Source organism: Vibrio sp. CCB-PB317, assembly GCF_022808245.1.
In the GTDB taxonomy this organism is placed as follows: domain Bacteria; phylum Pseudomonadota; class Gammaproteobacteria; order Enterobacterales; family Vibrionaceae; genus Vibrio; species Vibrio diabolicus.
The window spans coordinates 1,450,926-1,473,051 of record NZ_JALGNU010000001.1 but is presented as its reverse complement, the minus strand read 5'-3'; the positions used below and the strand labels follow the sequence as shown (position 1 = coordinate 1,473,051).

17 protein-coding genes are annotated in these 22,126 nt (G+C 44.8%); 10 read left to right on the top strand and 7 right to left on the bottom strand.

The window, feature by feature from the left end:
* The first annotated feature begins 75 nt into the window (after positions 1 to 75).
* The 3 genes from MTR11_RS06825 to MTR11_RS06815 all read left to right on the top strand — a co-directional run bounded on the left by MTR11_RS06825 (position 76) and on the right by MTR11_RS06815 (position 4,243).
* A complete protein-coding gene (locus MTR11_RS06825) occupies positions 76 to 1,764 on the top strand; it encodes an NAD-dependent malic enzyme (RefSeq protein ID WP_005395857.1) in 1,689 nt (562 codons plus the stop codon).
* Between the two features lie 154 nt (positions 1,765 to 1,918).
* Complete coding sequence (locus tag MTR11_RS06820) at positions 1,919 to 2,653, top strand: vancomycin high temperature exclusion protein (protein WP_031780501.1); 735 nt, start codon at positions 1,919 to 1,921, stop codon at positions 2,651 to 2,653.
* A gap of 219 nt (positions 2,654 to 2,872) precedes the next feature.
* The gene (locus tag MTR11_RS06815; RefSeq protein ID WP_005395853.1) at positions 2,873 to 4,243 is read left to right on the top strand and encodes an SLC13 family permease; all 1,371 of its coding nucleotides are present in this window, start codon (positions 2,873 to 2,875) and stop codon (positions 4,241 to 4,243) included.
* Positions 4,244 to 4,385: 142 nt separating this feature from the next.
* Here the strand turns inward: MTR11_RS06815 and MTR11_RS06810 are convergent, their stop codons facing one another.
* Positions 4,386 to 5,723 carry a GGDEF domain-containing protein gene (locus MTR11_RS06810; protein ID WP_243327187.1) on the bottom strand — a complete coding sequence of 446 codons (1,338 nt, stop codon included), beginning with the start codon at positions 5,721 to 5,723 and terminating at the stop codon, positions 4,386 to 4,388.
* 336 nt (positions 5,724 to 6,059) lie between these two features.
* Between MTR11_RS06810 and MTR11_RS06805 the strand changes: the two genes are divergently transcribed.
* Positions 6,060 to 6,884 carry a DUF2797 domain-containing protein gene (locus MTR11_RS06805; protein ID WP_243327186.1) on the top strand — a complete coding sequence of 275 codons (825 nt, stop codon included), beginning with the start codon at positions 6,060 to 6,062 and terminating at the stop codon, positions 6,882 to 6,884.
* Positions 6,885 to 6,973: 89 nt separating this feature from the next.
* Here the strand turns inward: MTR11_RS06805 and MTR11_RS06800 are convergent, their stop codons facing one another.
* Together MTR11_RS06800 and MTR11_RS06795 are read right to left on the bottom strand one after the other, a co-directional pair.
* Complete coding sequence (locus MTR11_RS06800; protein ID WP_243327185.1) at positions 6,974 to 8,209, bottom strand: cysteine desulfurase-like protein; 1,236 nt, start codon at positions 8,207 to 8,209, stop codon at positions 6,974 to 6,976.
* Positions 8,193 to 8,849 (bottom strand): 2OG-Fe dioxygenase family protein, encoded by a 657-nt coding sequence (locus MTR11_RS06795; RefSeq protein ID WP_005393193.1) that lies wholly within the window; start codon positions 8,847 to 8,849, stop codon positions 8,193 to 8,195. The genes MTR11_RS06800 and MTR11_RS06795 overlap by 17 nt, the downstream gene beginning before the upstream one ends.
* Before the next feature lie 359 nt (positions 8,850 to 9,208).
* Here MTR11_RS06795 and trxB point away from each other — a divergent pair, with 359 nt between their 5' ends.
* From trxB to cydC, 3 genes are all read left to right on the top strand, one after another.
* A complete protein-coding gene (trxB, locus tag MTR11_RS06790) occupies positions 9,209 to 10,168 on the top strand; it encodes a thioredoxin-disulfide reductase (RefSeq protein ID WP_005393195.1) in 960 nt (319 codons plus the stop codon).
* A gap of 103 nt (positions 10,169 to 10,271) precedes the next feature.
* Entirely contained in the window at positions 10,272 to 12,059 is a 1,788-nt protein-coding gene (gene cydD / locus MTR11_RS06785; RefSeq protein ID WP_170902127.1) for a heme ABC transporter permease/ATP-binding protein CydD, read from the top strand.
* Positions 12,052 to 13,773 (top strand): heme ABC transporter ATP-binding protein/permease CydC, encoded by a 1,722-nt coding sequence (gene cydC, locus MTR11_RS06780; RefSeq protein WP_243327184.1) that lies wholly within the window; start codon positions 12,052 to 12,054, stop codon positions 13,771 to 13,773. Before cydD ends, cydC begins: the two co-directional genes overlap by 8 nt.
* Positions 13,774 to 13,870: 97 nt before the next feature.
* On the opposite strand, the gene MTR11_RS06775 is transcribed toward cydC, so the two are convergent.
* The 3 genes from MTR11_RS06775 to MTR11_RS06765 all read right to left on the bottom strand — a co-directional run bounded on the left by MTR11_RS06775 (position 13,871) and on the right by MTR11_RS06765 (position 17,787).
* Entirely contained in the window at positions 13,871 to 15,202 is a 1,332-nt protein-coding gene (locus MTR11_RS06775) for a D-serine ammonia-lyase (protein WP_243327183.1), read from the bottom strand.
* Between the two features lie 83 nt (positions 15,203 to 15,285).
* The gene (gene serC / locus MTR11_RS06770; protein ID WP_046874819.1) at positions 15,286 to 16,380 is read right to left on the bottom strand and encodes a 3-phosphoserine/phosphohydroxythreonine transaminase; all 1,095 of its coding nucleotides are present in this window, start codon (positions 16,378 to 16,380) and stop codon (positions 15,286 to 15,288) included.
* A gap of 138 nt (positions 16,381 to 16,518) precedes the next feature.
* Positions 16,519 to 17,787 (bottom strand): DUF945 family protein, encoded by a 1,269-nt coding sequence (locus MTR11_RS06765; RefSeq protein WP_005393205.1) that lies wholly within the window; start codon positions 17,785 to 17,787, stop codon positions 16,519 to 16,521.
* A 186-nt stretch (positions 17,788 to 17,973) separates the two neighbouring features.
* Between MTR11_RS06765 and MTR11_RS06760 the strand changes: the two genes are divergently transcribed.
* The 3 genes from MTR11_RS06760 to MTR11_RS06750 all read left to right on the top strand — a co-directional run bounded on the left by MTR11_RS06760 (position 17,974) and on the right by MTR11_RS06750 (position 21,246).
* On the top strand, positions 17,974 to 19,914 hold the full coding sequence (locus MTR11_RS06760; protein WP_243327182.1) for an ATP-binding protein: 1,941 nt from the start codon (positions 17,974 to 17,976) through the stop codon (positions 19,912 to 19,914).
* Positions 19,911 to 20,408 carry a response regulator gene (locus MTR11_RS06755; RefSeq protein ID WP_012841921.1) on the top strand — a complete coding sequence of 166 codons (498 nt, stop codon included), beginning with the start codon at positions 19,911 to 19,913 and terminating at the stop codon, positions 20,406 to 20,408. The genes MTR11_RS06760 and MTR11_RS06755 overlap by 4 nt, the downstream gene beginning before the upstream one ends.
* Positions 20,409 to 20,697: 289 nt before the next feature.
* Positions 20,698 to 21,246: a hypothetical protein gene (locus MTR11_RS06750; protein WP_005393208.1), complete on the top strand. Its 549-nt coding sequence runs from the start codon at positions 20,698 to 20,700 to the stop codon at positions 21,244 to 21,246.
* Between the two features lie 190 nt (positions 21,247 to 21,436).
* Here the strand turns inward: MTR11_RS06750 and MTR11_RS06745 are convergent, their stop codons facing one another.
* Positions 21,437 to 22,024, bottom strand: coding sequence for a TfoX/Sxy family DNA transformation protein (locus MTR11_RS06745; RefSeq protein ID WP_005393210.1), 588 nt, complete (start codon positions 22,022 to 22,024; stop codon positions 21,437 to 21,439).
* Between the last annotated feature and the right edge of the window lie 102 nt (positions 22,025 to 22,126).

Here is a 22,126-nt window from a genome sequence, read left to right as displayed (position 1 = left end):
CAACGCATGTTTACAACTAAATGGTGAACCCGTTAAAATTTGGTGCGCATCCTTCAACCCTACATAAGGCACCCAATGAACAACGATAAACGCCCACTATATATTCCATATGCGGGTCCGGCTCTTTTAGCAACCCCTCTTTTGAACAAAGGCAGTGCATTCTCTGCTGAAGAACGTAGTTCATTCAACTTAGAAGGCTTGCTTCCAGAGTCTACCGAAACAATCCAAGAGCAGGTGGAACGTGCCTACCAGCAATACAAGAGTTTCGAAAGCGATATGGATAAGCACATTTATCTGCGTAATATCCAAGACACCAACGAAACACTGTATTACCGCCTAGTGCAAAACCACATTTCTGAGATGATGCCTATCATCTACACGCCAACTGTCGGCGCAGCATGTGAAAACTTCTCTAACATTTACCGCCGTGGTCGTGGTCTATTCATTTCATATCCGAACCGTGACCGTATTGACGACTTGCTGAATAATGCAGCAAACCACAACGTTAAAGTGATTGTTGTGACAGATGGTGAACGTATCCTTGGCTTGGGTGACCAAGGTATCGGCGGCATGGGTATTCCTATTGGTAAACTGTCACTTTATACCGCGTGTGGTGGTATCAGCCCTGCTTACACGCTACCAATCGTGCTTGATGTGGGTACCAATAACCCGCAACGTTTAGCTGATCCGATGTACATGGGTTGGCGTCACCCTCGTATTACGGGTGCAGAATACGATGCATTTGTAGAAGAGTTTATTCAAGCAGTACAGCGCCGTTGGCCTGATGCCTTGATCCAGTTCGAAGACTTTGCTCAGAAAAATGCGATGCCTCTTCTTGAGCGTTACAAAGATCGCGTGTGCTGCTTCAATGATGATATTCAAGGCACGGCGGCCGTTACTGTTGGCTCTCTACTTGCAGCCTGTAAAGCAGCAGGCACTCAGCTGTCTAAACAGCGTATCACCTTCTTGGGCGCTGGCTCTGCTGGTTGCGGTATCGCAGAAGCGATCATCGCACAAATGGTATCGGAAGGGATTTCTGACGAGCAAGCTCGCTCACAAGTTTACATGGTTGACCGTTGGGGTCTGTTACAAGAAGGCATGCCTAACCTTCTTGATTTCCAACAACGCCTGGTGCAGAAACATACCAATACGAAAGAGTGGGAAAATGAAGGAAATGGCTTCTCACTACTCGATGTTATGCGTAACGCCAAGCCAACGGTACTAATTGGTGTTTCTGGTGCTCCTGGCCTATTTAGCCAAGAAGTCATCGAAGAAATGCATAAACACTGTAAGCGTCCGATTGTCTTCCCACTGTCGAACCCAACAAGCCGCGTAGAAGCAACACCGAACGACATCATTCGTTGGACAAATGGTGAAGCACTGGTTGCAACAGGTAGCCCATTTGAGCCTGTGGTTCATGAAGGTCGCACTTACCCTATTGCCCAATGTAACAACAGCTACATCTTCCCTGGCATTGGCCTTGGTGTACTTGCTGTAAACGCAAAACGTGTCACCGACGAAATGCTAATGGAATCAAGCCGTGCGCTCGCAACATGCTCTCCTCTAGCAATCAACGGTCGTGGTGCGCTACTTCCACCGTTGGAAGAGATCCACTCGGTATCGAAAAAGATCGCGTTTGCTGTTGGTAAGAAGGCAATCGAACAAGGTGTGGCATTAGAAATTACTGATGAAGCATTGAACGTGGCGATTGAACAATCGTTCTGGCAGCCGGTTTACCGTCGCTACAAACGCACTGCGTTTTAAGCTTGAGACATTTCGTTTAATAATTAGCCCCTACCATGTAGGGGCTTTTATTTTTTTATCATCCTAACCAGATTTTGGCATAAATGGGCTTCTCTCTTTTTGTTTCTATCAGATATGATGAGAACTACATTTTTAGTTAAGGATATAAAACGTTTTGTTGTTTTCTCGCATAAGATCAAAGTGGAAGCTGAAATTTTCCTGGAAGCGACTTGCTTTGATTTTGTCGATCTCTGTACTTAGTCTGCTTGTTTCTGTTATTGCCATCGACCGGTGGGTGGTTTTACAAGCCAAAGAAAGCATTTTCACTGAATACGAACAAATACCTCAACATGAGGTTGCTGTGGTTCTCGGTACCAGTAAATACATCGGTAAGATCCTCAACACTTACTACACTCATCGCATTAATGCGGCGATTGAGCTTTACAACCAAGGCAAAGTAAAACAGTTTTTATTGAGTGGCGATAACGCCCATCGCTCCTACAACGAACCGTGGACGATGAAACGCGACTTACTTAAAGCCGGCGTGCCTGAGGAAGTGATTCACCTTGATTATGCTGGCTTTCGTACTCTAGATTCGATTGTGAGGGCGAAAAAGATTTTTGCTTCGGAGCGCTTTCTGATTGTAACTCAGCGCTTTCATTGTGAGCGAGCGCTGTTTATTGCCGATGCTTACAACATTGATGCGCAGTGTCTTGCGGTAGCAGGACCTACGACAAACAAACAAAAAACATCAATGCGTATTCGAGAGTTGCTCGCCCGTGTGAAAGCCTTTTTAGACCTCTACATTATTAATACGCAGCCCAAGTTTCTTGGTCCTCAAGAACCTATCGTTGCAGTAAAAGAGCCTGAAAAAATCTCTAATGAGCCTCTGCAAGTTCCCGTCGAATAGAGTAACAACGCAGCTCACAAGGCTAATAACATTTCTATAAAACAAATGGGTAGTTTTCTACCCATTTCCAATTCTCAACATCACATTTTCTAATTTGCTCTACGATTCAGGCAAAACTCTTTTTTGCATTCCAAGTAACATTTAATCAATAAATAACTACAAGTCAGTTACTTTGCCATAAAAAAACCGACAAAAGGCAATGCAAAAGGAGCACTACCCATGACCGCACTCGCTGTGACATTGAAGAACTGGTTCTTCACTCGCAACAGCATGATTTTGAACGCGAATATCGTATTGTTCATTATCTTGTTTAATACCCTACCCTTTGAGCCACAAGTAGTAACCGGCCTGAGCATCTTAGTTTTTGTTGCTATTCTTTGGCTAACCGAAGCGATTCACGTCAGCATAACCGCGCTGCTCATACCATTACTTGCGGTATTTTTAGGCGTGTTTAACACTCAGACCGCACTGAACAACTTCTCCAACTCCATCATTTTTCTATTCTTAGGTGGTTTTGCACTTGCTGCGGCTTTGCATAAACAGAAGTTAGACCAAGCTATTGCTGATAAAGTGCTGTTACTCGCACGAGGCAAAATGTCTGTCGCTGTATTCATGCTATTTGGTGTGAGTGCTGGCCTGTCGATGTGGATTTCAAACACCGCCACTGCTGCTATGATGTTGCCCCTTGTTCTGGGTGTGATGACAAAGCTAGACGCGAAGAAAAATCACAATACCTTTTTGTTTGTTCTGCTCGGCATCGCTTACAGTGCTTCGATTGGTGGTATTGCAACGCTGGTTGGTAGCCCACCAAACGCCATTGCAGCAGCTGAAGTCGGCCTAAGTTTTACTGAGTGGATGAAGCTCGGTGTGCCTATCTCATTAGTACTAATGCCAATCGCTATTCTCGTTTTGTACACCATGACTAAGCCTGACCTTAGCCACAAGTTTGACCTTGACCATCAACCAGTCGAGTGGACAAACGGCAAAATGATTACGCTGGCGATTTTCTTACTGACCGTGACTTTGTGGATATTCAGTAAGCCAATTAACGCTATGCTAGGTGGCTTCGCTAAGTTCGATACCCTTGTCGCAATAGGTGCGATCCTTCTGCTTGGGGCTTCTCGCGCCGTCGAGTGGAAAGATATTGAGAAAACAACCGACTGGGGTGTGTTAATCCTATTTGGTGGTGGTATCTGTTTGAGCAACGTTCTAAAAGCAACCGGAACAAGCGTATTTTTGGCTCATAGCTTGTCAGGCTTCCTTGAGCAAGCCGGTATTCTCCTAACGATTCTTGCAGTGGTTGCTTTTGTTGTCTTCTTGACTGAGTTTGCAAGTAACACCGCTAGTGCTGCACTACTGGTCCCTGTATTTGCAACCATCGCAGAGGCCTTAGGCATGTCTCCGGTCATTCTCTCTGCATTGATTGCCGTCGCCGCTTCTTGTGCATTTATGTTACCAGTTGCGACGCCTCCAAATGCGATTGTGTTCGGTACGGGTCATATCAAGCAAAAAGAAATGATGCGAATTGGCTTCGTCTTAAACATTGCCTGTATTGCTGCACTAACGCTTTTCGCTTGGTTGTTCTGGTAAAAAATAGCAAGTTCGATTAGCACTACACTGCTGCTCACGGTAATCATATCTATGACCCAAACTTCCCCCTAAGTAGTGTTCAGCAGTTTCCCTCTTGGTGGCCAGTTGGCCACCTTTTTTTATTCCTTTGAGTGACGAATCGTTAGGCTTGCTTCTTTTCGCAGGCAAGCAAACCATAATGAACCTCGACCCGGTTACGACCATTGCGCTTCGCTTGATAAAGCACTTCATCTGCTCTCGCCATGGTTTCTGAGACGCGTTCATTTTGCATTTGGGCAACGCCAATGCTGCATGTTAATGATTCACCGTGTACCCACAAATGACTCTCCACATTTTTGCGAATCATTTCCGACTTCTTCACAGCTTGATCAATATTGGTGTCAGGGCAAAATACAACAAATTCTTCTCCCCCCCAACGAACAAGTCGGTCATCTGGGTAGATAGAACTTGCCACCACCATGACAAATTCGCGCAATATGTCATCCCCCATTTGGTGCCCAAATTTGTCATTCACCTTCTTAAATTTATCCAAATCCATATAAAGGATACTGAATGTACTATGACCCCAGCGAACTTGCCGTGATTGCTGCTCAAGCCAGTGCTGCACTGCGTGACGGTTCATCGCTCCCGTCAACGCATCGCGATGCGCTAACTCTGCAAACTCATAGTTTTGAGCTCGCAACGTACCATTCACCTTCTCTAAATGAAGATGACGTTTTTTCGCTTTTTCATAAGCGACTCGATTTTTTCGTAATTCGTGCAGCGAAAATGCCAGTCCAAGCGCCATCCAAGAGAGTAAGAGCGCATACAGTAACGTTTCTTGTGCAAGGTAAGCGCCTTCAAACTCAATTTTATCAATCACAATTTTGTGCTCGCCAAGTGCCGCACCAGATCCGGTCGCGATATCAATACGTGTGATGTTTGAAAATTCAGGTGCAGAGTGTTCAATCGCGACTTTGTTGTCTACTAACCACCACGTCATCACCTGTAAATTTTTAATCGGAATTTCGATGATGTCGTTTGAACCGGACGGAGAAAACTGCATGCCATTGTATTTAATCGTGTACTCGTCGTCTGGTTTGGAATACTCAGGGTTATAGTTGCGCAGATATAAACGCAAATCATGGCTCGGATTGGGCCCCACCCCCGCCTCTTCATATCTCACTTTCAATCGAATCGTATGGTAATTGGAAAGGTCAATCCCCTGTGTTGGCGTTGTGGAATCGGTATAAACAGAGATTCCGCAATAAGGCCAAGCATACGAGCTTTGCTTTAAGTCACAGCTGAGAACTAGGCTTTGCTTATCGTAAATAATATCAGCCTCACTCAAGCCACCTTCGCTGGCGTCTTTAGTCGCATAGATATTGAAATGTTCTGGTGTAATGGTCAGCTTTCGTGTATCGCCAAGAACACTATAAAGCGCAACCAAACTAATAGTGCAAATAGAGAGGGCAAAGATAAATTTATGGATCCACTTCATGGGCGAGTGACCTGCTCAGCTTATATACAACACAATGTACTCAATGATTTTTCGAACTTCAAACAAAGTCATTTATCAAGAAACAAAATTACTTTTAGTCTTCGTTCTTACTTTCGATACATGGTAACGTGTTTTGAACCGTTATCACGTTTTTAAATCTCTCAAAAATGCGGTTCACTTGTTATTTGCGAAGCATTTCACAGCCGTATTTCCTAACCCATGAAGGCCAGTGCATAACATTTCAGAACGATACATTTCGCTTTAATGTGTCTGTCAACCCTGCATCTCATCACCACTTCGGATATACTGTGCAAAAACACAATAATGAGTAATGTCATGTCATTAATTGCAACTGGTACGCTAAATAAAATGCGTGCATCTCTGGACGGTGCTGTTAGTTACCGTCTACCTGTTGGTGAGGAAGAGATTGATCTATCGCCGTTTCTGGGTAACACGCTCACACTGACTCACACGGGCAATATTTTTTGTTGCTCATGTGGTAAGAAAACGAAAAAGAGTTATTCGCAAGGCCATTGTTTTGTCTGTATGAAAAAGCTAGCAAGCTGCGATATGTGCATCATGAAGCCAGAGACTTGTCACTACGACCAAGGGACTTGTCGCGAGCCACAATGGGGCGAAGAGAACTGCATGGTGGATCACTTTGTCTACCTATCCAATACATCCAGCTTAAAAGTTGGTATCACTCGTCATACGCAAATCCCAACTCGTTGGATTGATCAAGGTGCGACTCAGGGTTTGCCAATTTTTAAGGTAAAAACTCGACATATCTCCGGATTAATTGAAGTTGAACTGGCGAAACACATCGCAGATAAAACCAATTGGCGCACACTGCTGAAAGGCGATGGTGAACCAATGGCACTGCAAGATCGTTTTGCTGAGCTATTACCTTTAGTCGAAGACGAGATTGCTGAGATAAAACAGCAATTCGGTGAAGATGCAATTGAAATATTAAGCGAAAGCATTACCGACCTTAGCTATCCGGTGCAACAGCACCCAACTAAGATCACCTCGCATAATTTCGATAAAAACCCGGTTGTTACTGGCACTTTGCAAGGCATCAAAGGTCAATACCTCATTTTTGACACTGGCGTGATCAACGTAAGAAAATTCACTTCCTATGAAGTGGAAGTAAGCGCCTAGTTTCGTATGTAGCTGGTTTATTGAAATAAAAACGAAAAAGCTCGAGTTTGACTCGAGCTTTTGTTTTTCTATCAGGAAGATATGATCAGTTACGCATCAAGGATGTTTTCTAGTACATCGAACAACATATCGACTTCTTCTATTGTGTTGTAATGCATGCAACCAATTCGTACTACACCACCCGACTCTTCTAGACCAAGTTGACGAACTAAACCCAGCGCATAAAAGTGGCCGTTCCAAACACAGATGTTGTGTTCACCCAGCGTTTTCGCGATGAATTCTGGAGAATATCGGTCGAATGTTAGCGCAAAAGTTGGTGTGCGGGGCTGGCTATCTTCTTTCGCAATGCCAAATAGATTGACACCATCTAGTGCACTCAGACGCTGTAAGAAACGCTCACTCAAGCGTTGCTCATGCTGTTCATACAACTGGTAACTTTGCTCCAATCGTTGACGAAGAGGTAAACCGGCTTCACCAAATTGAGCCAGATACTCAACCGCAGCAACGACACCAGCAAGACCTTCAAAACTTTGCGTCCCCGTTTCAAATCGGCCTGGGCCAATATTGGTTGCAGGCTCGACTTTGTACGGACGAATACTGTGCAGCCACTGATCGGCAATGTAAGCAATACCAACGTGCGGGCCGAAAAACTTGTAAGCAGAGCACGCTAAAAAGTCACAACCCAACGTTTGAACATCAACCAAGTGATGCGGCGCGTAATGAACGGCATCCACATAAACTTGTGCCCCGACGTTGTGCGCCATGCTTACTACTCGCTGCACATCCACGATAGAACCAGTCGTATTCGATGCATAGGTCACCGCTACAAGGCGCGTTTTATCAGAAAGAAGACTGCTTAAATGCTCCAAGTCCAACGTACAATCATCTTCGTTGATACGAACCTGATGAACCGTAACGCCTTGATCTTCTGCCGCTTGTTGCCAGCTGGACACATTCGAATAGTGGTCCAAAGCAGAAACAATGATCTCATCTCCCTCTTGCCAATCTCGGCTAATCGCACGACTAAGCTGAAAGGTTAACGATGTCATGTTCGCACCGAAGACGATATTGCCAGACGACGGCGCGTTTAGCAGAGCTTGCGCTGACTCGCGTGCATTTTGCATCACGTCAACCGTCTTTTGGCTAGAAAAATAATGCCCGCCTAAGTTGGCGTTGAAACGACCTAAATATCCCACCATGCTGTCTAGCACTGATTGAGGTACCTGTGACCCGCCTGGACCATCAAAAAACGTCACAGGTTTGTCGTTATGGTATTGAGCGAGCGCCGGAAACTGCTCCCTGATCAGATTAAGATTGAAGTTCATTGCGCTTATCCGTAGCCGTGAGTACAAACACATCCATATGACCCGCTTCATCATCAATGACAGAACGGATTGGGCACGCATTGTGCCACAGTTTACTGTCTGCCAATATTGCAACCTCACCCGTTTCTAACACCTTACGGAAAAATGGGGCTTGGTTATGACTGCTGTACAGCATGATGTCACCACCAATGATGTTATGACGTCCTACGCCAACCATTGCAATGTGATCAAAACCGTCTTGGTGCACACCTTCAGGTGCCACTTGAGTTTCTTCTTCTAGCGCTGTGATTCGGATTTGGTGAATTTCTATTTCCTGGCCGTTAGGCAAATGATTCGCATTGACAAACAATTCGCACATTTCTCGGAAACCATCACTGGTGAGAATATCCTTCTCAATCGGCTCAAATTGTCTTACAACATCACCTTGGAATCGGTTGATATCAGACGATTGAACAAAGCTGTTTTTGTTTAAGTCAATGACTTTGCCGTTATCAAAACCAACCACAGAATAACGTCTTAGTCGATACTGACCATCTGCATGCTCGGTACGAGGCAGTTCTTCAAACGATGGGGAAAGCTGCTCAATTGCTGCCATGCTGAGCTGTGTTAAATGCAGAGTATTCTCACGTGAATGTAACATCATTGTCTCCTTTAATGAGGCACATTAATTAACATTTAATTTACACACTAGGTTACGCAAATATTCTGTAATTGCCAGCTTTTAACGTTGATAGCTTCAACAAAACAACAAAAACAACACAACAAACCAATCCAAAGCAAAAATACAGAACCATGTTTCAGTTTTGCGCTTTGGCGATATTTGAAACTAGACTTCTCTACTACGAATAGAATTTTATGCTAGAAGTCAACGTTCTTTATCAATCTTTAGTGGGTTCTAATCTATAACCAATTATTCGATCACAATCGTTGTTTATGCTTTTAAAGCACTAAGAATTTCCATACAATCGAGGGAAATGTTCAGCCCTTTTTGGAGCCATAATGAGCGACGTAAAACATTGTAAACTATTAATTCTTGGTTCTGGTCCAGCAGGATACACAGCTGCCGTCTACGCAGCGCGTGCCAACCTAAACCCTGTGCTTGTGACGGGAATGCAACAAGGTGGTCAGCTAACCACCACTACTGAAGTTGAAAACTGGCCCGGCGACGCTGAAGGTCTGACAGGTCCTGCATTGATGGATCGCATGAAAGAGCACGCCGAGCGTTTCGAAACTGAGATCGTGTTTGATCACATCAACGAAGTAGAACTATCACAACGCCCATTTCGTTTAAAAGGCGATTCTGGCGAGTACACATGTGACGCATTGATTATTTCTACGGGTGCATCAGCAAAATACCTTGGCCTTGAGTCTGAAGAAGCATTTAAAGGTCGCGGCGTTTCTGCTTGTGCAACCTGTGACGGTTTCTTCTACCGTAATCAGAAAGTTGCAGTTGTGGGCGGTGGTAACACTGCTGTTGAGGAAGCACTTTACCTATCTAACATTGCGTCAGAAGTTCACCTGATCCACCGCCGCGATTCATTCCGTGCAGAGAAGATCCTTGTGAAACGTCTGATGGATAAAGTTGAAAGCGGTAATATCGTTCTTCATACCGATCGAACTCTCGATGAAGTACTTGGCGACGACATGGGCGTAACTGGCGTTCGTATTAAAGACGTCAACACAGGTGCGACTGAAGACCTTGAAGTGATGGGTGCGTTTATTGCGATCGGCCACCAGCCAAACACACAAATCTTTGAAGGCCAAGTAGACATGAAAGATGGCTACATCATCGTTAAGTCTGGCCTAGAAGGCAACGCGACACAAACTAGCATTGAAGGTGTATTTGCAGCAGGCGACGTTATGGACCATAACTACCGTCAAGCTATCACATCTGCAGGTACAGGTTGTATGGCGGCATTAGATGCTGAGCGTTTCTTAGACTCACTTGGTGACAAATAACTTTTCACATTTGTGTCATATCCTTAAAGCCCAGCGGTATTCCCGCTGGGTTTTCTTTTGTATACTACCGCCTCATTAAAACAATTATCATTAAGCCTTCACGATGGATAAGAAAAAGCAAAGCAGCTTGAATAAGTGGCTTAAGCAACAAAGTAAGTTAGCCAAGCGCTGGCTTATGATTGCGATAGGCCTAGGCGTACTTTCAAGCGTGTTTTTATTGGCTCAAGCAGCCCTGCTCGCCTCCATTCTGCACCAGTTAATCATTGACCAAGTCGACAAAGCCGACCTCATTTGGCATTTTGTTGGGCTTGGTGGCACGGTTATCGGTCGAGCTGCTTGTACCTGGGGTCGAGAGCTTGCCGGTTACCGTTGCGGTGAGCAAATTCGAGTTTATATTCGCCAACTCATTTTAGATAAAGTTCATAAACTTGGGCCCGCTTACATCAAAGGCAAACCTGCCGGCAGCTGGGCGACGCTCATCTTAGAGCAGGTAGAAGATATGCAAGATTTCTTCTCTCGCTACTTGCCTCAGATGTCATTATCGGTATTAGTGCCTTTCATTATTTTGGTTGTCGTATTCCCAGTAAACTGGGCGGCAGGCTTGATCTTCCTCGTCACAGCACCACTAGTGCCTATTTTCATGGCACTGGTTGGGATGAAAGCCGCAGAAGCAAACCGTAAAAACTTTAAAGCGATGCAGCGTTTGTCCGGTCACTTTTATGACCGCTTGCAAGCAATGACGACCATTCGCTTATTCGATAGAACAAAATCTGAAACTGAAACTCTGAAGGGTGCTTCGGAAGTCTTTCGTACTCGTACCATGGACGTTCTGAAGATCGCGTTTCTATCTTCTGCGGTTTTAGAGTTTTTCACTTCCATTTCTATCGCAATTACCGCCGTCTACTTTGGCTTTAGTTATATCGGAGAGCTCGATTTCGGCTACTACGGCACAGGTGTTACGCTGTTTGCTGGCTTGTTCATTCTGATTCTTGCGCCAGAGTTTTATCAGCCATTACGTGATTTGGGCACGTTCTACCATGCTAAACAGCAAGCGGTTGGCGCAGCAGAAAGTATTGTCGAGTTTCTGGATTTGGAAGTCGATCAAATCAAAGATGGTACCCAAGCGTTAGATAAAAACAGCCCTATCCATATTGAAGCGGACGAGTTAACTATTTTTAGTCCGGAAGGTAAGCAGCTCGCAGGTCCCCTATCCTTCTCTCTTGAAGCCAACAAAAGTACGGCTTTAGTTGGACCAAGTGGCGCAGGTAAAACAAGCTTGGTAAACACCATCCTCGGTTTCATGCCTTATCAAGGTAGCTTGAAGATTAATGGTTGTGAATTGTCACAACTGGATCTAGCCACATGGCGAGAGGCCGTAAGCTGGATTGGTCAAAACCCAATGCTATTACATGGCAGCATTCGAGATAACGTCACGTTAGGCAAACACAACATTCAAGATGCAGACGTTCATTCTGTTTTGAATGACTCTCATGCTGCTGAATTTGTTGAAATGCATGGGTTGGATTACCCGATATCTGACCGCTCTGGTGGTTTATCTGTCGGCCAAGCCCAGCGTTTAGCGTTAGCTCGCGCTATGCTACAAAATGGTCGTTTTTGGTTATTAGATGAACCGACCGCAAGCTTAGATGCTCGTAGTGAAAAACTCGTCATGGAAGGCATTAACAAGTACGCACATGCCACAACGAATTTGATGATTACTCACCAGTTGGCACCTTTACAAAGCGTATCGCAAATTCTTGTTATGCAGGACGGCCAGATTGTTCAACGTGGTGATTACGACACACTGTCGACAGAAGATGGCTTATTTAAAGACATGTTGGAAGCGAACCTCGCACAACGTGAAACAGACAAGGGGAACTTAGATGCGTGATTTACTCCCTTATCTAAAACTCTATAAGAAACATTGGTTTGGTCTTTCTCTAGGTATGCTATTGGCATTTCTGACCTTAGCTGCATCTATTGGCTTATTAACGCTATCGGGTTGGTTTATTTCAGCCGCAGCGGTGGCAGGCTTGACGGTTGCTCGTGAGACCTTCAACTACATGTTACCAGGTGCCGGGGTACGCGGCGCTGCAATGGCTCGAACCGCAGGTCGATGGGGAGAACGTGTCGTCAGCCACAATGCGACGTTCAAGTTACTTACCGATCTACGTATCTTCTTCTTTAAGAAACTTGCACCACTGATTCCGGGTCGTATTTCTACGATGCGTGATGCCGATCTGCTCAACCGCCTAGTGGCGGACGTAGATGCGATGGATCACGTTTACCTTCGACTTATCAGCCCTGTCATGATTGGTATTTTTGGCATATTGAGTTTAACGGCTGTCCTGGCGTTCTTTGATTGGCATCTCGCCCTACTGCTTGGCTCGATTCTTACCGTCATGTTGTTTGTATGGCCGGTACTGTTCTATAAACTGGGTAAAAACAATGGCGAGAATCTCACTCATCATAAAGCGCAATTACGAGTGGCGACACTGGACTGGCTTCAAGGCTACAGCGAACTGAGTATCTTTGGAGCAGAAGAGCGTTATCGCAATCTCATTCTAGAGAAGCAAAAGCAGCTGTTGTCTAATCAGTTTGTGAACGCGAATTTAACGGGCATGGCTTCAGGCCTGCTTATGCTTGTGAACGGTCTTACACTGGTTGTGATGCTTTGGTTTGCTGCAGACGGCGTAGGAGGTCGTACTCCTGATCCTTGGATTGCGTTGTTTGCATTTGCAACGATGGCAAGTTTTGAAATTTTGATGCCTATTGCGGGCGCGTTCCAGTACCTGGGTCAAACGTTGACTTCTGCTCGTCGTTTAAATGAAGTAATTTTGGCTGAACCGGACGTTGTCTTCCCTGAGCAATCGAAACATAAAGGCACAACGTTAGACATTGAATTCGACAACATTGACTTCACTTACCCTGACGGTCAGCAAAAGGTGCTGAAAGACTTGTCACTCTCACTACCGTTGGGCACTAAAACAGCGATTGTAGGTCAAACAGGTTCAGGTAAATCAACACTGATTCAGCTTCTTTGTCGCTACTGGGATGTAAACCAAGGTGAAGTTCGAATCGGTGGTACAAAGCTGCAAGATTGGAGCGAGTCTGACCTGCGAGAAGCAATGACAGTGGTAAGTCAACGCGTTGATGTACTGAATGGAACACTGCGTGACAACTTACTTATGGCCGCTCCAGAAGCAAGTGATGAGCGACTGTCTGAGATTCTTCAAAAAGTCGAACTTGGTGGCCTTCTTGAGGCTCCAGGGTTAGATGCTTGGTTAGGCGACGGTGGTCGTCAGTTATCTGGTGGTGAGAAACGCCGAATCGGTATCGCTCGCGCATTGCTACGTGATGCCCCAATCCTACTCTTAGATGAACCGACTGAAGGCCTCGATAAGCGTACGGAACAAAAAGTGATGGCGCTTTTCAATGAGCACTTTGCTAATAAGACAGTGGTATTCATTACACACCGACTTATAGAATTAGAAAACATGGATAGTATCTGTTTGATGGAACAAGGTGAGATCATCGAGCAAGGCGATCATCCAACGCTACTCGCTCAGAAAGGTCGTTACTACCAGCTATTACAGTCTCTATAATTCGATATTCTGTGACGAGAAGGGCTCATCAAACGATGGGCCCTTTTGCTATTCCTGTATTGTCAATTGCCTAGTTAAGTACGTATACAGAGCTGATTTACCGACCTGATTTTTTGAGATAAGCCGCCATTTCATCTTCCGGAACCATGCCTCCACCTGTTGCCCAAACAAGATGCGTGGCGTTTCTGAGTTTTTCTTCGTCAAATTGCATTCGAGACTGATAAGCATGATTATTCGAGACGTGCACTGCCCCAACCATACCAGCTAATGCAGAAGGCTCTAGGTTAATGCCTTCGAGTTCACTTAACTCACCCAAGTGGTGATACATACGAGCATCATCAATGGTGTAAAAGCCATCAATTAGCCTTTCCATCGCTCTACCGACAAATCCCGACGCACGCCCTACTGCCAAACCATCAGCGGCAGTTATGTTGTCGATACCCAAATCTTGTACCGCAATCTCGTCATGCAAGCCGGTATGCACGCCCAACAACATGCACGGAGAGTGTGTTGGCTCTGCGAAAATACAATGAACATGATCACCAAACGCGACTTTCAAACCAAATGCCACGCCACCAGGCCCACCGCCAACACCACAGGGTAGATAAACAAACAGCGGATGATGCTCATCAACCACGATTCCCAAGTCATCAAACTGCTGCTTAAGACGCTCACCCGCAACAGAGTAACCTAGAAACAACGTCTGCGAGTTTTCATCATCAATAAAGAAGCAGTTAGGGTCTTGCTCAGCTTCTTTACGACCTTGCTCAACGGCAACACCATAGTCTTGCTGGTACTCCACCACTTTGACGCCATGTGATCGGAGCTTATTTTTCTTCCACTCCCGCGCATCAGAAGACATGTGAACCGAGACTGAAAAACCAAGCTTTGCACTCATGATGCCAATGGACATACCGAGGTTACCCGTTGACCCAACCGCAATACTGTACTGCTTAAAAAACTGCCGAAACTCATTGCTGAACAATTTGCTGTAATCATCGGTTTCGCAGAGTAAGCCAGCTTCAAACGCCAACTTTTCTGCATGGGTGAGCACTTCATAAATGCCACCTCTCGCTTTGATAGAACCAGAAATTGGCAGATGGCTGTCCTTTTTAAGCATTAAACGACCCAATATTGGCGTGTCGTATTGCTGCTCCAAACGCACTTTCATCTTGGGAACATCCACCACAGAAGACTCAATGATGCCATACGAAGCTTCCGTTTCGGGAAACGCTTTCATCAAATAAGGCGCAAATCGTGCTAGCCGTTCACTCGCAGCTTGAATATCTTTCTCATCTAGCCTCACATAGGGCAAACCTTCTGCTAAAGAGGTTATGTTTGGGTTAAACCAGCAAACCTCCTTAAGATCAATAAGTGGCGCCAAGAGTGGGAACTGCTTGATCAGCGCTTCAATATTCGCCTTGGTCATATTACCTTCCTGGAGTGATGTGAGTTGAGATAAACAAAAGCGCCGCAATTGCGACGCTTTCATGAATAACAGTGAATTTGATTTTATGCGTAGTTTTTCTCAAACTCTTGCATAAAATCGACTAACGCTTGTACACCTTCTAGCGGCATGGCGTTATAAATGGAAGCTCGCATACCACCAACGGCTCGGTGTCCTTTTAGTGATTTCAGCCCTTTGGCATCGGCTAGTTCAAGGAACGTCGCATCCAGTTCAGGTTTCGCAAGTTGGAATGGCACATTCATCAAAGAACGGTTTGCTGAGTGCACGCCATTACGGTAGAAATCAGACTGATCGATGTAATCATACAGTAGTGCGGCTTTAGCGCGGTTCACTTGCTCGATCGCTTTTACCCCACCCTGCGCCTTCAACCATTTGAAAACAAGACCAGACAGGTACCATGCAAAGGTTGGTGGCGTGTTGAACATTGATTCTTTCTCAGCCAGAACAGTATAATCCAAGATACTTGGCAGTACCTGCTTCGCCATACCTAACAAGTCGTCGCGCACGATAGCGATAGCAATGCCTGAAGGACCAATGTTTTTCTGAGCGCCCGCATAAATCACACCGTATTTCGATACATCAATCTCACGAGAAAGAATCGTCGAAGACATGTCAGCAACGATTGGTTTGTCGGTGACAGGAAGATCGTTAATCTCGATACCGTCAATGGTTTCATTTGGACAGAAATGCACGTAAGCCGCTTCTGGAGCAATTTTCCACTCGTTTGCAGGTAGAACGGCTACTTTTCCGTCGATTTCTGTTTTTGCATCAAATACGTCTGGCTCGCAGTATTTCTTCGCTTCAGCTACCGCACTTTCAGCCCAATAACCGCCGTCGATGTAAGTTGCCGTCTCGGCATCACCAAGTAAGTTTAGAGGAACAGCAGCAAACTGAGCACGAGCACCACCTTGGCAGAACAGCACTTTATAGTTGTCCGGAATATTCAGAAGATCACGTAAATCCTGCTCGGCTTCTTCTGCAACTTTGATGAACTCTTTGCTTCGGTGGCTGATTTCCATGACCGAAGTACCAAGGCCTTGCCAATCGATTAGTTCCTGTTGTGCTTGCTGCATAACTGCTTTAGGCAGACCTGCTGGCCCTGCACTGAAGTTAAATACGTTGTCCGTATTTTGTTCCATGATGCTCATTGCTCCTGCTATGTAAATATTACGAAATTAATATCACGTTTTCGCAGCGATAAAAACAAGAAAAGAGGTCTTACGACCTCTTTTTAAAGACTAAGCGTTAAATTGGATTAATTCCGCAACAATACTTGGCTACTGTTGTTGCATCAAGGCAGGCATAAGTAGCGCCACCAATGGGAACTCATGTCCATTTTCGAACTTCAATTTGCCTTCACCGATTTCTGCTTTGAGTTGATAACCGCCCTCAACTTTCTCGATCAGCTCCATGATGAGCAGCTCATCGATTCCTTCTTGAATAAATGGGTAGTGCGTCACTAATTCGTCAGAGAAGTAAGTGCTGAGCTCACCAGTAGTCGCCGTCATCAACTTCATTGGGTCTTGAGTAATGTGGTCAGTACCTTCAGGAATGGACAATTGCCACTCGTTATGAAACTTACCGTCACCAAATGCAAGTGAAAGCTCATTCACGGATAAATCAAAACCTTTGCTAAACAGCGTGTCAACATGCGGCAATAAGCTCGCAATTTCCTGCTCGTCTAACATTGGAGAGCTTTGATAGATAGACATAATTTGGTCAAATGACTGGCTATCCACATCTGCAATGGAGAAATCCAACTTAAAGTTATCGACATCCGTACCATCAGTTAAACGCAGTTTCTTAGCATCTAGGTTCAGCTGACTGTTCAGCTTATCACCAGACTCATTCATCGTAGTGTTACCGCGGTAACTTGCATTCTCAATCAAAAAGACAGGCGTTAAGTTCGAATCAACCACATCCAGCTTCTCTAGAGAAAAAGATTGCTCACCCAGCCAATAGCCTTTTGCTTGCTTACCTTTACCCTGACCTGTCAATGCATTCAGATGAAGCTCTTCACCGTTTTCAAAATCCACTTGAACAGAAGGAACAGAAACTTGGTAATTGAGATCACCCAATACCGTCACATCCCCTGTCACTTTTGCAGGGCTTGTAGAAACAGAAACACCTTGCGCTTCGTTACGATAATGCCAACTGTCTAGGTCAAGGGTGAATGCCGTATTGCCATTTAGTTGAGTCTGACTATGCATCGTGAGAGGCAAAAAGTCATTGTCCACCAATTTTGAATCTGCTGTTAGGCTTGTTAGACCGTGGCTAACATCACTGGTTACGTCAAACGTCGTTGGCATACCGTCACGCTCTAGCTGCGTTTTAAGCTCAGGATCAACAACTGAATAACGAGTCAGCACGACTGAAGACAAATAGCCACGCTGATACTCGACCACTTCGCCTTTAATCATTTCATCATTCATATTGGTAATACCATCTTCAATGATGGACTGACCAATTTGTCCGACAGCCAATGGCCAACACAGCGCTAATGAGATAGCACCACCAATGGCGCCGATTTTTTTAAGATTTTGCATAACGTCACTTATTAGGTATTTTCGGTCAGTCTACCCCAAACCTTCTGCGGAGAAAACATTGAGACAAATCAGACTATTGATGCTTATTCTAGTCCATTAATCAGGAATCATACTTGGCTCCCACTCATCATGTCCTTTTATTGTTAAAGTTTGCGTGGCGAAGTTTTAACCGGAGCTAAAACATCTGTGAATCGTTATGCTGTGTTGTGTCTCGACAACAACCCAATCAGTGCTGAACAGTTTCGATTGGAGCTGTCTGCCTTCTCAAGTAAGTTTGATATTTTTTCTGTCGAATCGATAGAAGAGGCTCAAAGCGCTTTAGAGTATCTAGAGGAAAGAGAGCAGACTGTTGCTTTAGTTATAGCGAGCCATCACGCTCATTTTAATGGCGTGGATTTTCTTATTGGTTTAGACCGGATGCCGCATACCGAGCAAGCAAGAAAAATTCTTATTAGCTGCTCGTCTGATATAGAGGCAATTCTCACTGCCGTTAATGAGGGCAGGCTCGACCACTGCCTCACTAAACCTTTGCCAGATCACGTCTTATTTAACACAGTGCAAAAAGAGCTGACCCAATTTATATTGCGAAACGGTAAAGAAGACCTGCTAAGTTACAGTCAGATATTGGATCATCACAGCTTGTTGCGAGCGCACATCAATAATCAGATGAGCCATTATCAAGCGGGCTTTTTACACGACTACCACTCGATGTCTGATGCTGAGTTAGCCGAGCAAGTGATCTCCGCTCTCCAGCAGTTTTTCAAAGATAACGACGAAACAAGAGCGTGCCGTACATACTCACCTGAACACTTATTAACCGTGGAAGGCGAGCCAAATAGCTTTTTGTGGTTTATTACCGATGGAGAAGTGGCTCTGTACAAGCGCGATGAACAAGGCATGCAGCGAGAGGTTGTACGCCATAACAAAGGTAATATTGTCGGAGGCATGTCGTTTGTTACTGGGGAATGTTCTTTCTCGACAGCCCTAACGCTGACAAAGACAGAGGTCATCAAACTCGATCGCAACGTATTCAATAAAGTGATGCAAAGCGACTCAAACTTGCTGCCTCTTTTTACAAACTTGCTCTTACGGCACTTCAACCGCCGATTACAAAGAAGCATCAACACCAAGCTGCAACTTCAAAAAACGCTCGAATCGCTGGAGTCTGCCCACCAGCAACTCATTGAAAGAGAAAAAATGGCGATGCTCGGCCAGTTGGTTGCGGGCGTGGCGCATGAACTAAATAATCCGATAGCAGCGATATTGAGGGGCGTAGAGAATTTAACGCATACGCTAGAAAGATTACTTAACGAAGTACCCAGTTCCGATATACAAACCAAAGGCATTGAGTTGCTGAGCAAAGCTCAAACCGCAAAACCCGCTTCAACCGCAGAGCTCAGATCACGCGTTAAAGCACTTAATCATGCCCTTCCAGACCGAACATTGGCAAAGAAAGTGGTGAACCTTGGGCTAGAGTCAGATCACGAGTTACTCACTCAACTAACGAAAAAACAGCAAGTATCTTCTCATGTTCTCGATACTCTTGAGCAATACCACAAAGCTGGTTCTACTCTTCGCTCAATTAACGTCTGTGCTGCGCGAATTGCAGATATGGTGAAAAGCCTTAAAGGTTACGCACGCTCAGATGATGAGACCCAGCACTATGCTGATATTCATGAAGGTATTGAAGATACCTTGGTGATCTTCGAAAACAAACTAAAAATGCATCAGGTTTCCACTGATTATGCGGATTTACCTCCTATCCTTTGTCAACCAATCGCACTCCAACAGGTATGGACGAATTTGGTCTCTAACGCCATTGATGCATTTCCGGAAAAAGGCGTTTTAAAAATACAAACACGTCTTGCAGAAAAAGATCATACACATTACGCCGTTATCTCGTTTGAAGATAATGGGTGTGGCATTCCTGAATCGCAAAGAGATGCCATTTTCGAGCTCAACTTCACGACGAAAAAAGAAGGCAACTTTGGTTTAGGCATTGGGCTGTCCATCTGCCAGCAAATCGTGACAGCACATAAGGGATGGATTGACGTCGAATCAGAGCTCGACAAGTTCACACGAATGACAGTCTGGTTACCAGTCATCGAAAAAGGAGATGAAATATGACCAAGTATTTAATTTTATGTGTCGATGACGAACGAGAAGTCTTGGATAGCGTGCTCCAGGATCTCGCTCCCTTTGAGGAACATTTTATTGTCGAGGGAGCGGAATCAGTCACTGAAGCAAGGCAAGTGATCGAGGAGATGGCGGAAGAGGAAGTTCAGCTTGCGCTCATTTTATGCGACCACATTATGCCGGAGCAAACTGGGATTAGCTTCTTAATCGAACTCAGTCAAAATGGTGACACAAAAGCGGCCCGCAAAGTCTTACTTACAGGACAAGCCGGCTTAGAAGACACCGTTGAGGCCGTCAATAACGCAAGTCTGGACTATTACATAGCCAAACCATGGAGAGGTGAAGAGTTGAGAAAAGCAATCGTGTCTCAGCTTACTGCTTTTATGATTGCAAATGATGATAACTTACTATCTTGGACTCAAGTCCTTGATTCTGAGGCGATCCTCAATGCCATGGCTGAACGCAGAGCAAGCTTCGGCGAGTAATATGCGTGGCTCTAGCTTGAATGTCACCAAAGCCAGCTGCTCCACGTTATTTCGCGCAATAGCGCGAGTATGGAAAAGCATCACTATTTATCCGATTGATGCTCTTAGACGTTATGTATATGGCGTAGTTTTTGCTTAAACCAACTAACTATTAAGTTAATTGACAAAACATCGACACATTTTTGTTGGTCGTGGACCTTCCTTTTTATTATGATGTCGGACAAATCAGATTACGGTTCAAGTGGTTGCTTGAATCCATGGAAATAATGAACAAGGTTTATCGTTAGTTATGCGTAAAACACTATTAGCCGCTGCCTTACTAGTGGCATCAAGCCATGCCCTAGCCGCAAACGACCGCAATGCGCCAGCAACTATGAGCAACTTTAGCTACGACTATTTCGAAGCACGTATTGGCGCAAGTCCTGTGACATTTGGTGCTGGATTCAGCAAATCAATTCACCCTAACGCACATGTTATTGCTCGTATCGACTCTGAGTTTGAAAGTGATTTTGACTCAGCCGCTGGTTTTGGCTTTCATTCGCCACTAAACAACTGGGCTGACCTTACAGGTGAAATGCTAATGCGCGTTGTACAACCTTCAAGCGATAGCAGCACTGACGTAGGTATGGAACTGAACTTAGGTGTTCGTCAATGGTTAGGTCCTCAATTAGAAGTAGGCGGCAAAGTCGGCTACGTTTCTATTGATAACGATGACGACTGGACCGGTGCAGCATACGCTCGTTTCCACTCAACTGAGCTTTTCTCTCTAGGTGCTGAAGCGCGTATCAACGACTTTTATGGTGATCAGGTAATGTTCACCACGCGTTTTAAGTTTTAAGATTTGTGCTTTAAGAAAAGAGCAAATTAAAAAACAAAAACCGAGGCCCATGCCTCGGTTTTTTGTCTAATCTAATGACTAACTCAATGAAGTGGTCAAAAACTTCAATGTCCTTTTTCCGCTTTCAACACTTGCCTTTACGACCCGCTAACTCCATCAAAACGAGTCAATCATCGTGCGTTCAGCTTGCTTACTCACACAGCGCCAGTAACTGCTTTTTACGCGGCTCTTGAATCAGTTTCCAATGAACACCGTCAGTGGCACCAGCGAATTTCCAAAGCAACTTAACATCAACGTCATTGCCATAAGCCACTTTAACTTTGTTGAAGACTTTTACAGGTCCAAGTTCTAAAAAGGTTTCTACGTCATCAACACCTGCTTTCTTGACCATTCGCTCAAGAGTTAACTGCATATTTGGCAGATCTCTCAAACGTCTACTGGCAGAAGACTTTTGATATTTTCGTTCCTTAATTGAGTATTCAATTGATTTTTGTACCAGTTCATCGAGTCCTGCATATCCGGATTCAAACAAATCTGTTACGTCATAATAATTTACGGTTGCCGTCGTCTGTTTTTTGACGTGCTTATATTTTTCGCAATTCAGTTGAGTAAACACTTCGTCCAATCCATTACCACCACGTAAGTAGCAGCAATCATTGCTGACAAGCGCAAACATAGCATCATCGGTGAATAAACCGATACCACCGAACATAGAACGTTTTTGATACTCACTAAAGTTGCGTACATATTTAAAAAAAGCTTGGTCTGTCATGTCCATTGACCTCTTTAATCTGAATAAATTACCCCGATTAGCGATGTCACCAGATAAACAGCAGCTTATAGCGAATTATAAATGTCGATTTGTTGGCGATATTTTTGT

Bases quoted from the DNA above. Each gene is read 5' to 3' on its own strand.
- MTR11_RS06775 (WP_243327183.1), bottom strand. From the start codon at position 15,202: ATGACCAAGGCGAATATTGAAGCGCTGATCAAGCAGTTCCCACTCTTG.
- MTR11_RS06815 (WP_005395853.1), top strand. From the start codon at position 2,873: ATGACCGCACTCGCTGTGACATTGAAGAACTGGTTCTTCACTCGCAAC.
- MTR11_RS06825 (WP_005395857.1), top strand. From the start codon at position 76: ATGAACAACGATAAACGCCCACTATATATTCCATATGCGGGTCCGGCT.
- MTR11_RS06805 (WP_243327186.1), top strand. From the start codon at position 6,060: ATGTCATTAATTGCAACTGGTACGCTAAATAAAATGCGTGCATCTCTG.
- MTR11_RS06810 (WP_243327187.1), bottom strand. From the start codon at position 5,723: ATGAAGTGGATCCATAAATTTATCTTTGCCCTCTCTATTTGCACTATT.
- MTR11_RS06800 (WP_243327185.1), bottom strand. From the start codon at position 8,209: ATGAACTTCAATCTTAATCTGATCAGGGAGCAGTTTCCGGCGCTCGCT.
- cydD (WP_170902127.1), top strand. From the start codon at position 10,272: ATGGATAAGAAAAAGCAAAGCAGCTTGAATAAGTGGCTTAAGCAACAA.
- MTR11_RS06750 (WP_005393208.1), top strand. From the start codon at position 20,698: ATGCGTAAAACACTATTAGCCGCTGCCTTACTAGTGGCATCAAGCCAT.
- MTR11_RS06765 (WP_005393205.1), bottom strand. From the start codon at position 17,787: ATGCAAAATCTTAAAAAAATCGGCGCCATTGGTGGTGCTATCTCATTA.
- trxB (WP_005393195.1), top strand. From the start codon at position 9,209: ATGAGCGACGTAAAACATTGTAAACTATTAATTCTTGGTTCTGGTCCA.
- serC (WP_046874819.1), bottom strand. From the start codon at position 16,380: ATGGAACAAAATACGGACAACGTATTTAACTTCAGTGCAGGGCCAGCA.
- MTR11_RS06795 (WP_005393193.1), bottom strand. From the start codon at position 8,849: ATGTTACATTCACGTGAGAATACTCTGCATTTAACACAGCTCAGCATG.
- MTR11_RS06755 (WP_012841921.1), top strand. From the start codon at position 19,911: ATGACCAAGTATTTAATTTTATGTGTCGATGACGAACGAGAAGTCTTG.
- MTR11_RS06745 (WP_005393210.1), bottom strand. From the start codon at position 22,024: ATGGACATGACAGACCAAGCTTTTTTTAAATATGTACGCAACTTTAGT.
- cydC (WP_243327184.1), top strand. From the start codon at position 12,052: ATGCGTGATTTACTCCCTTATCTAAAACTCTATAAGAAACATTGGTTT.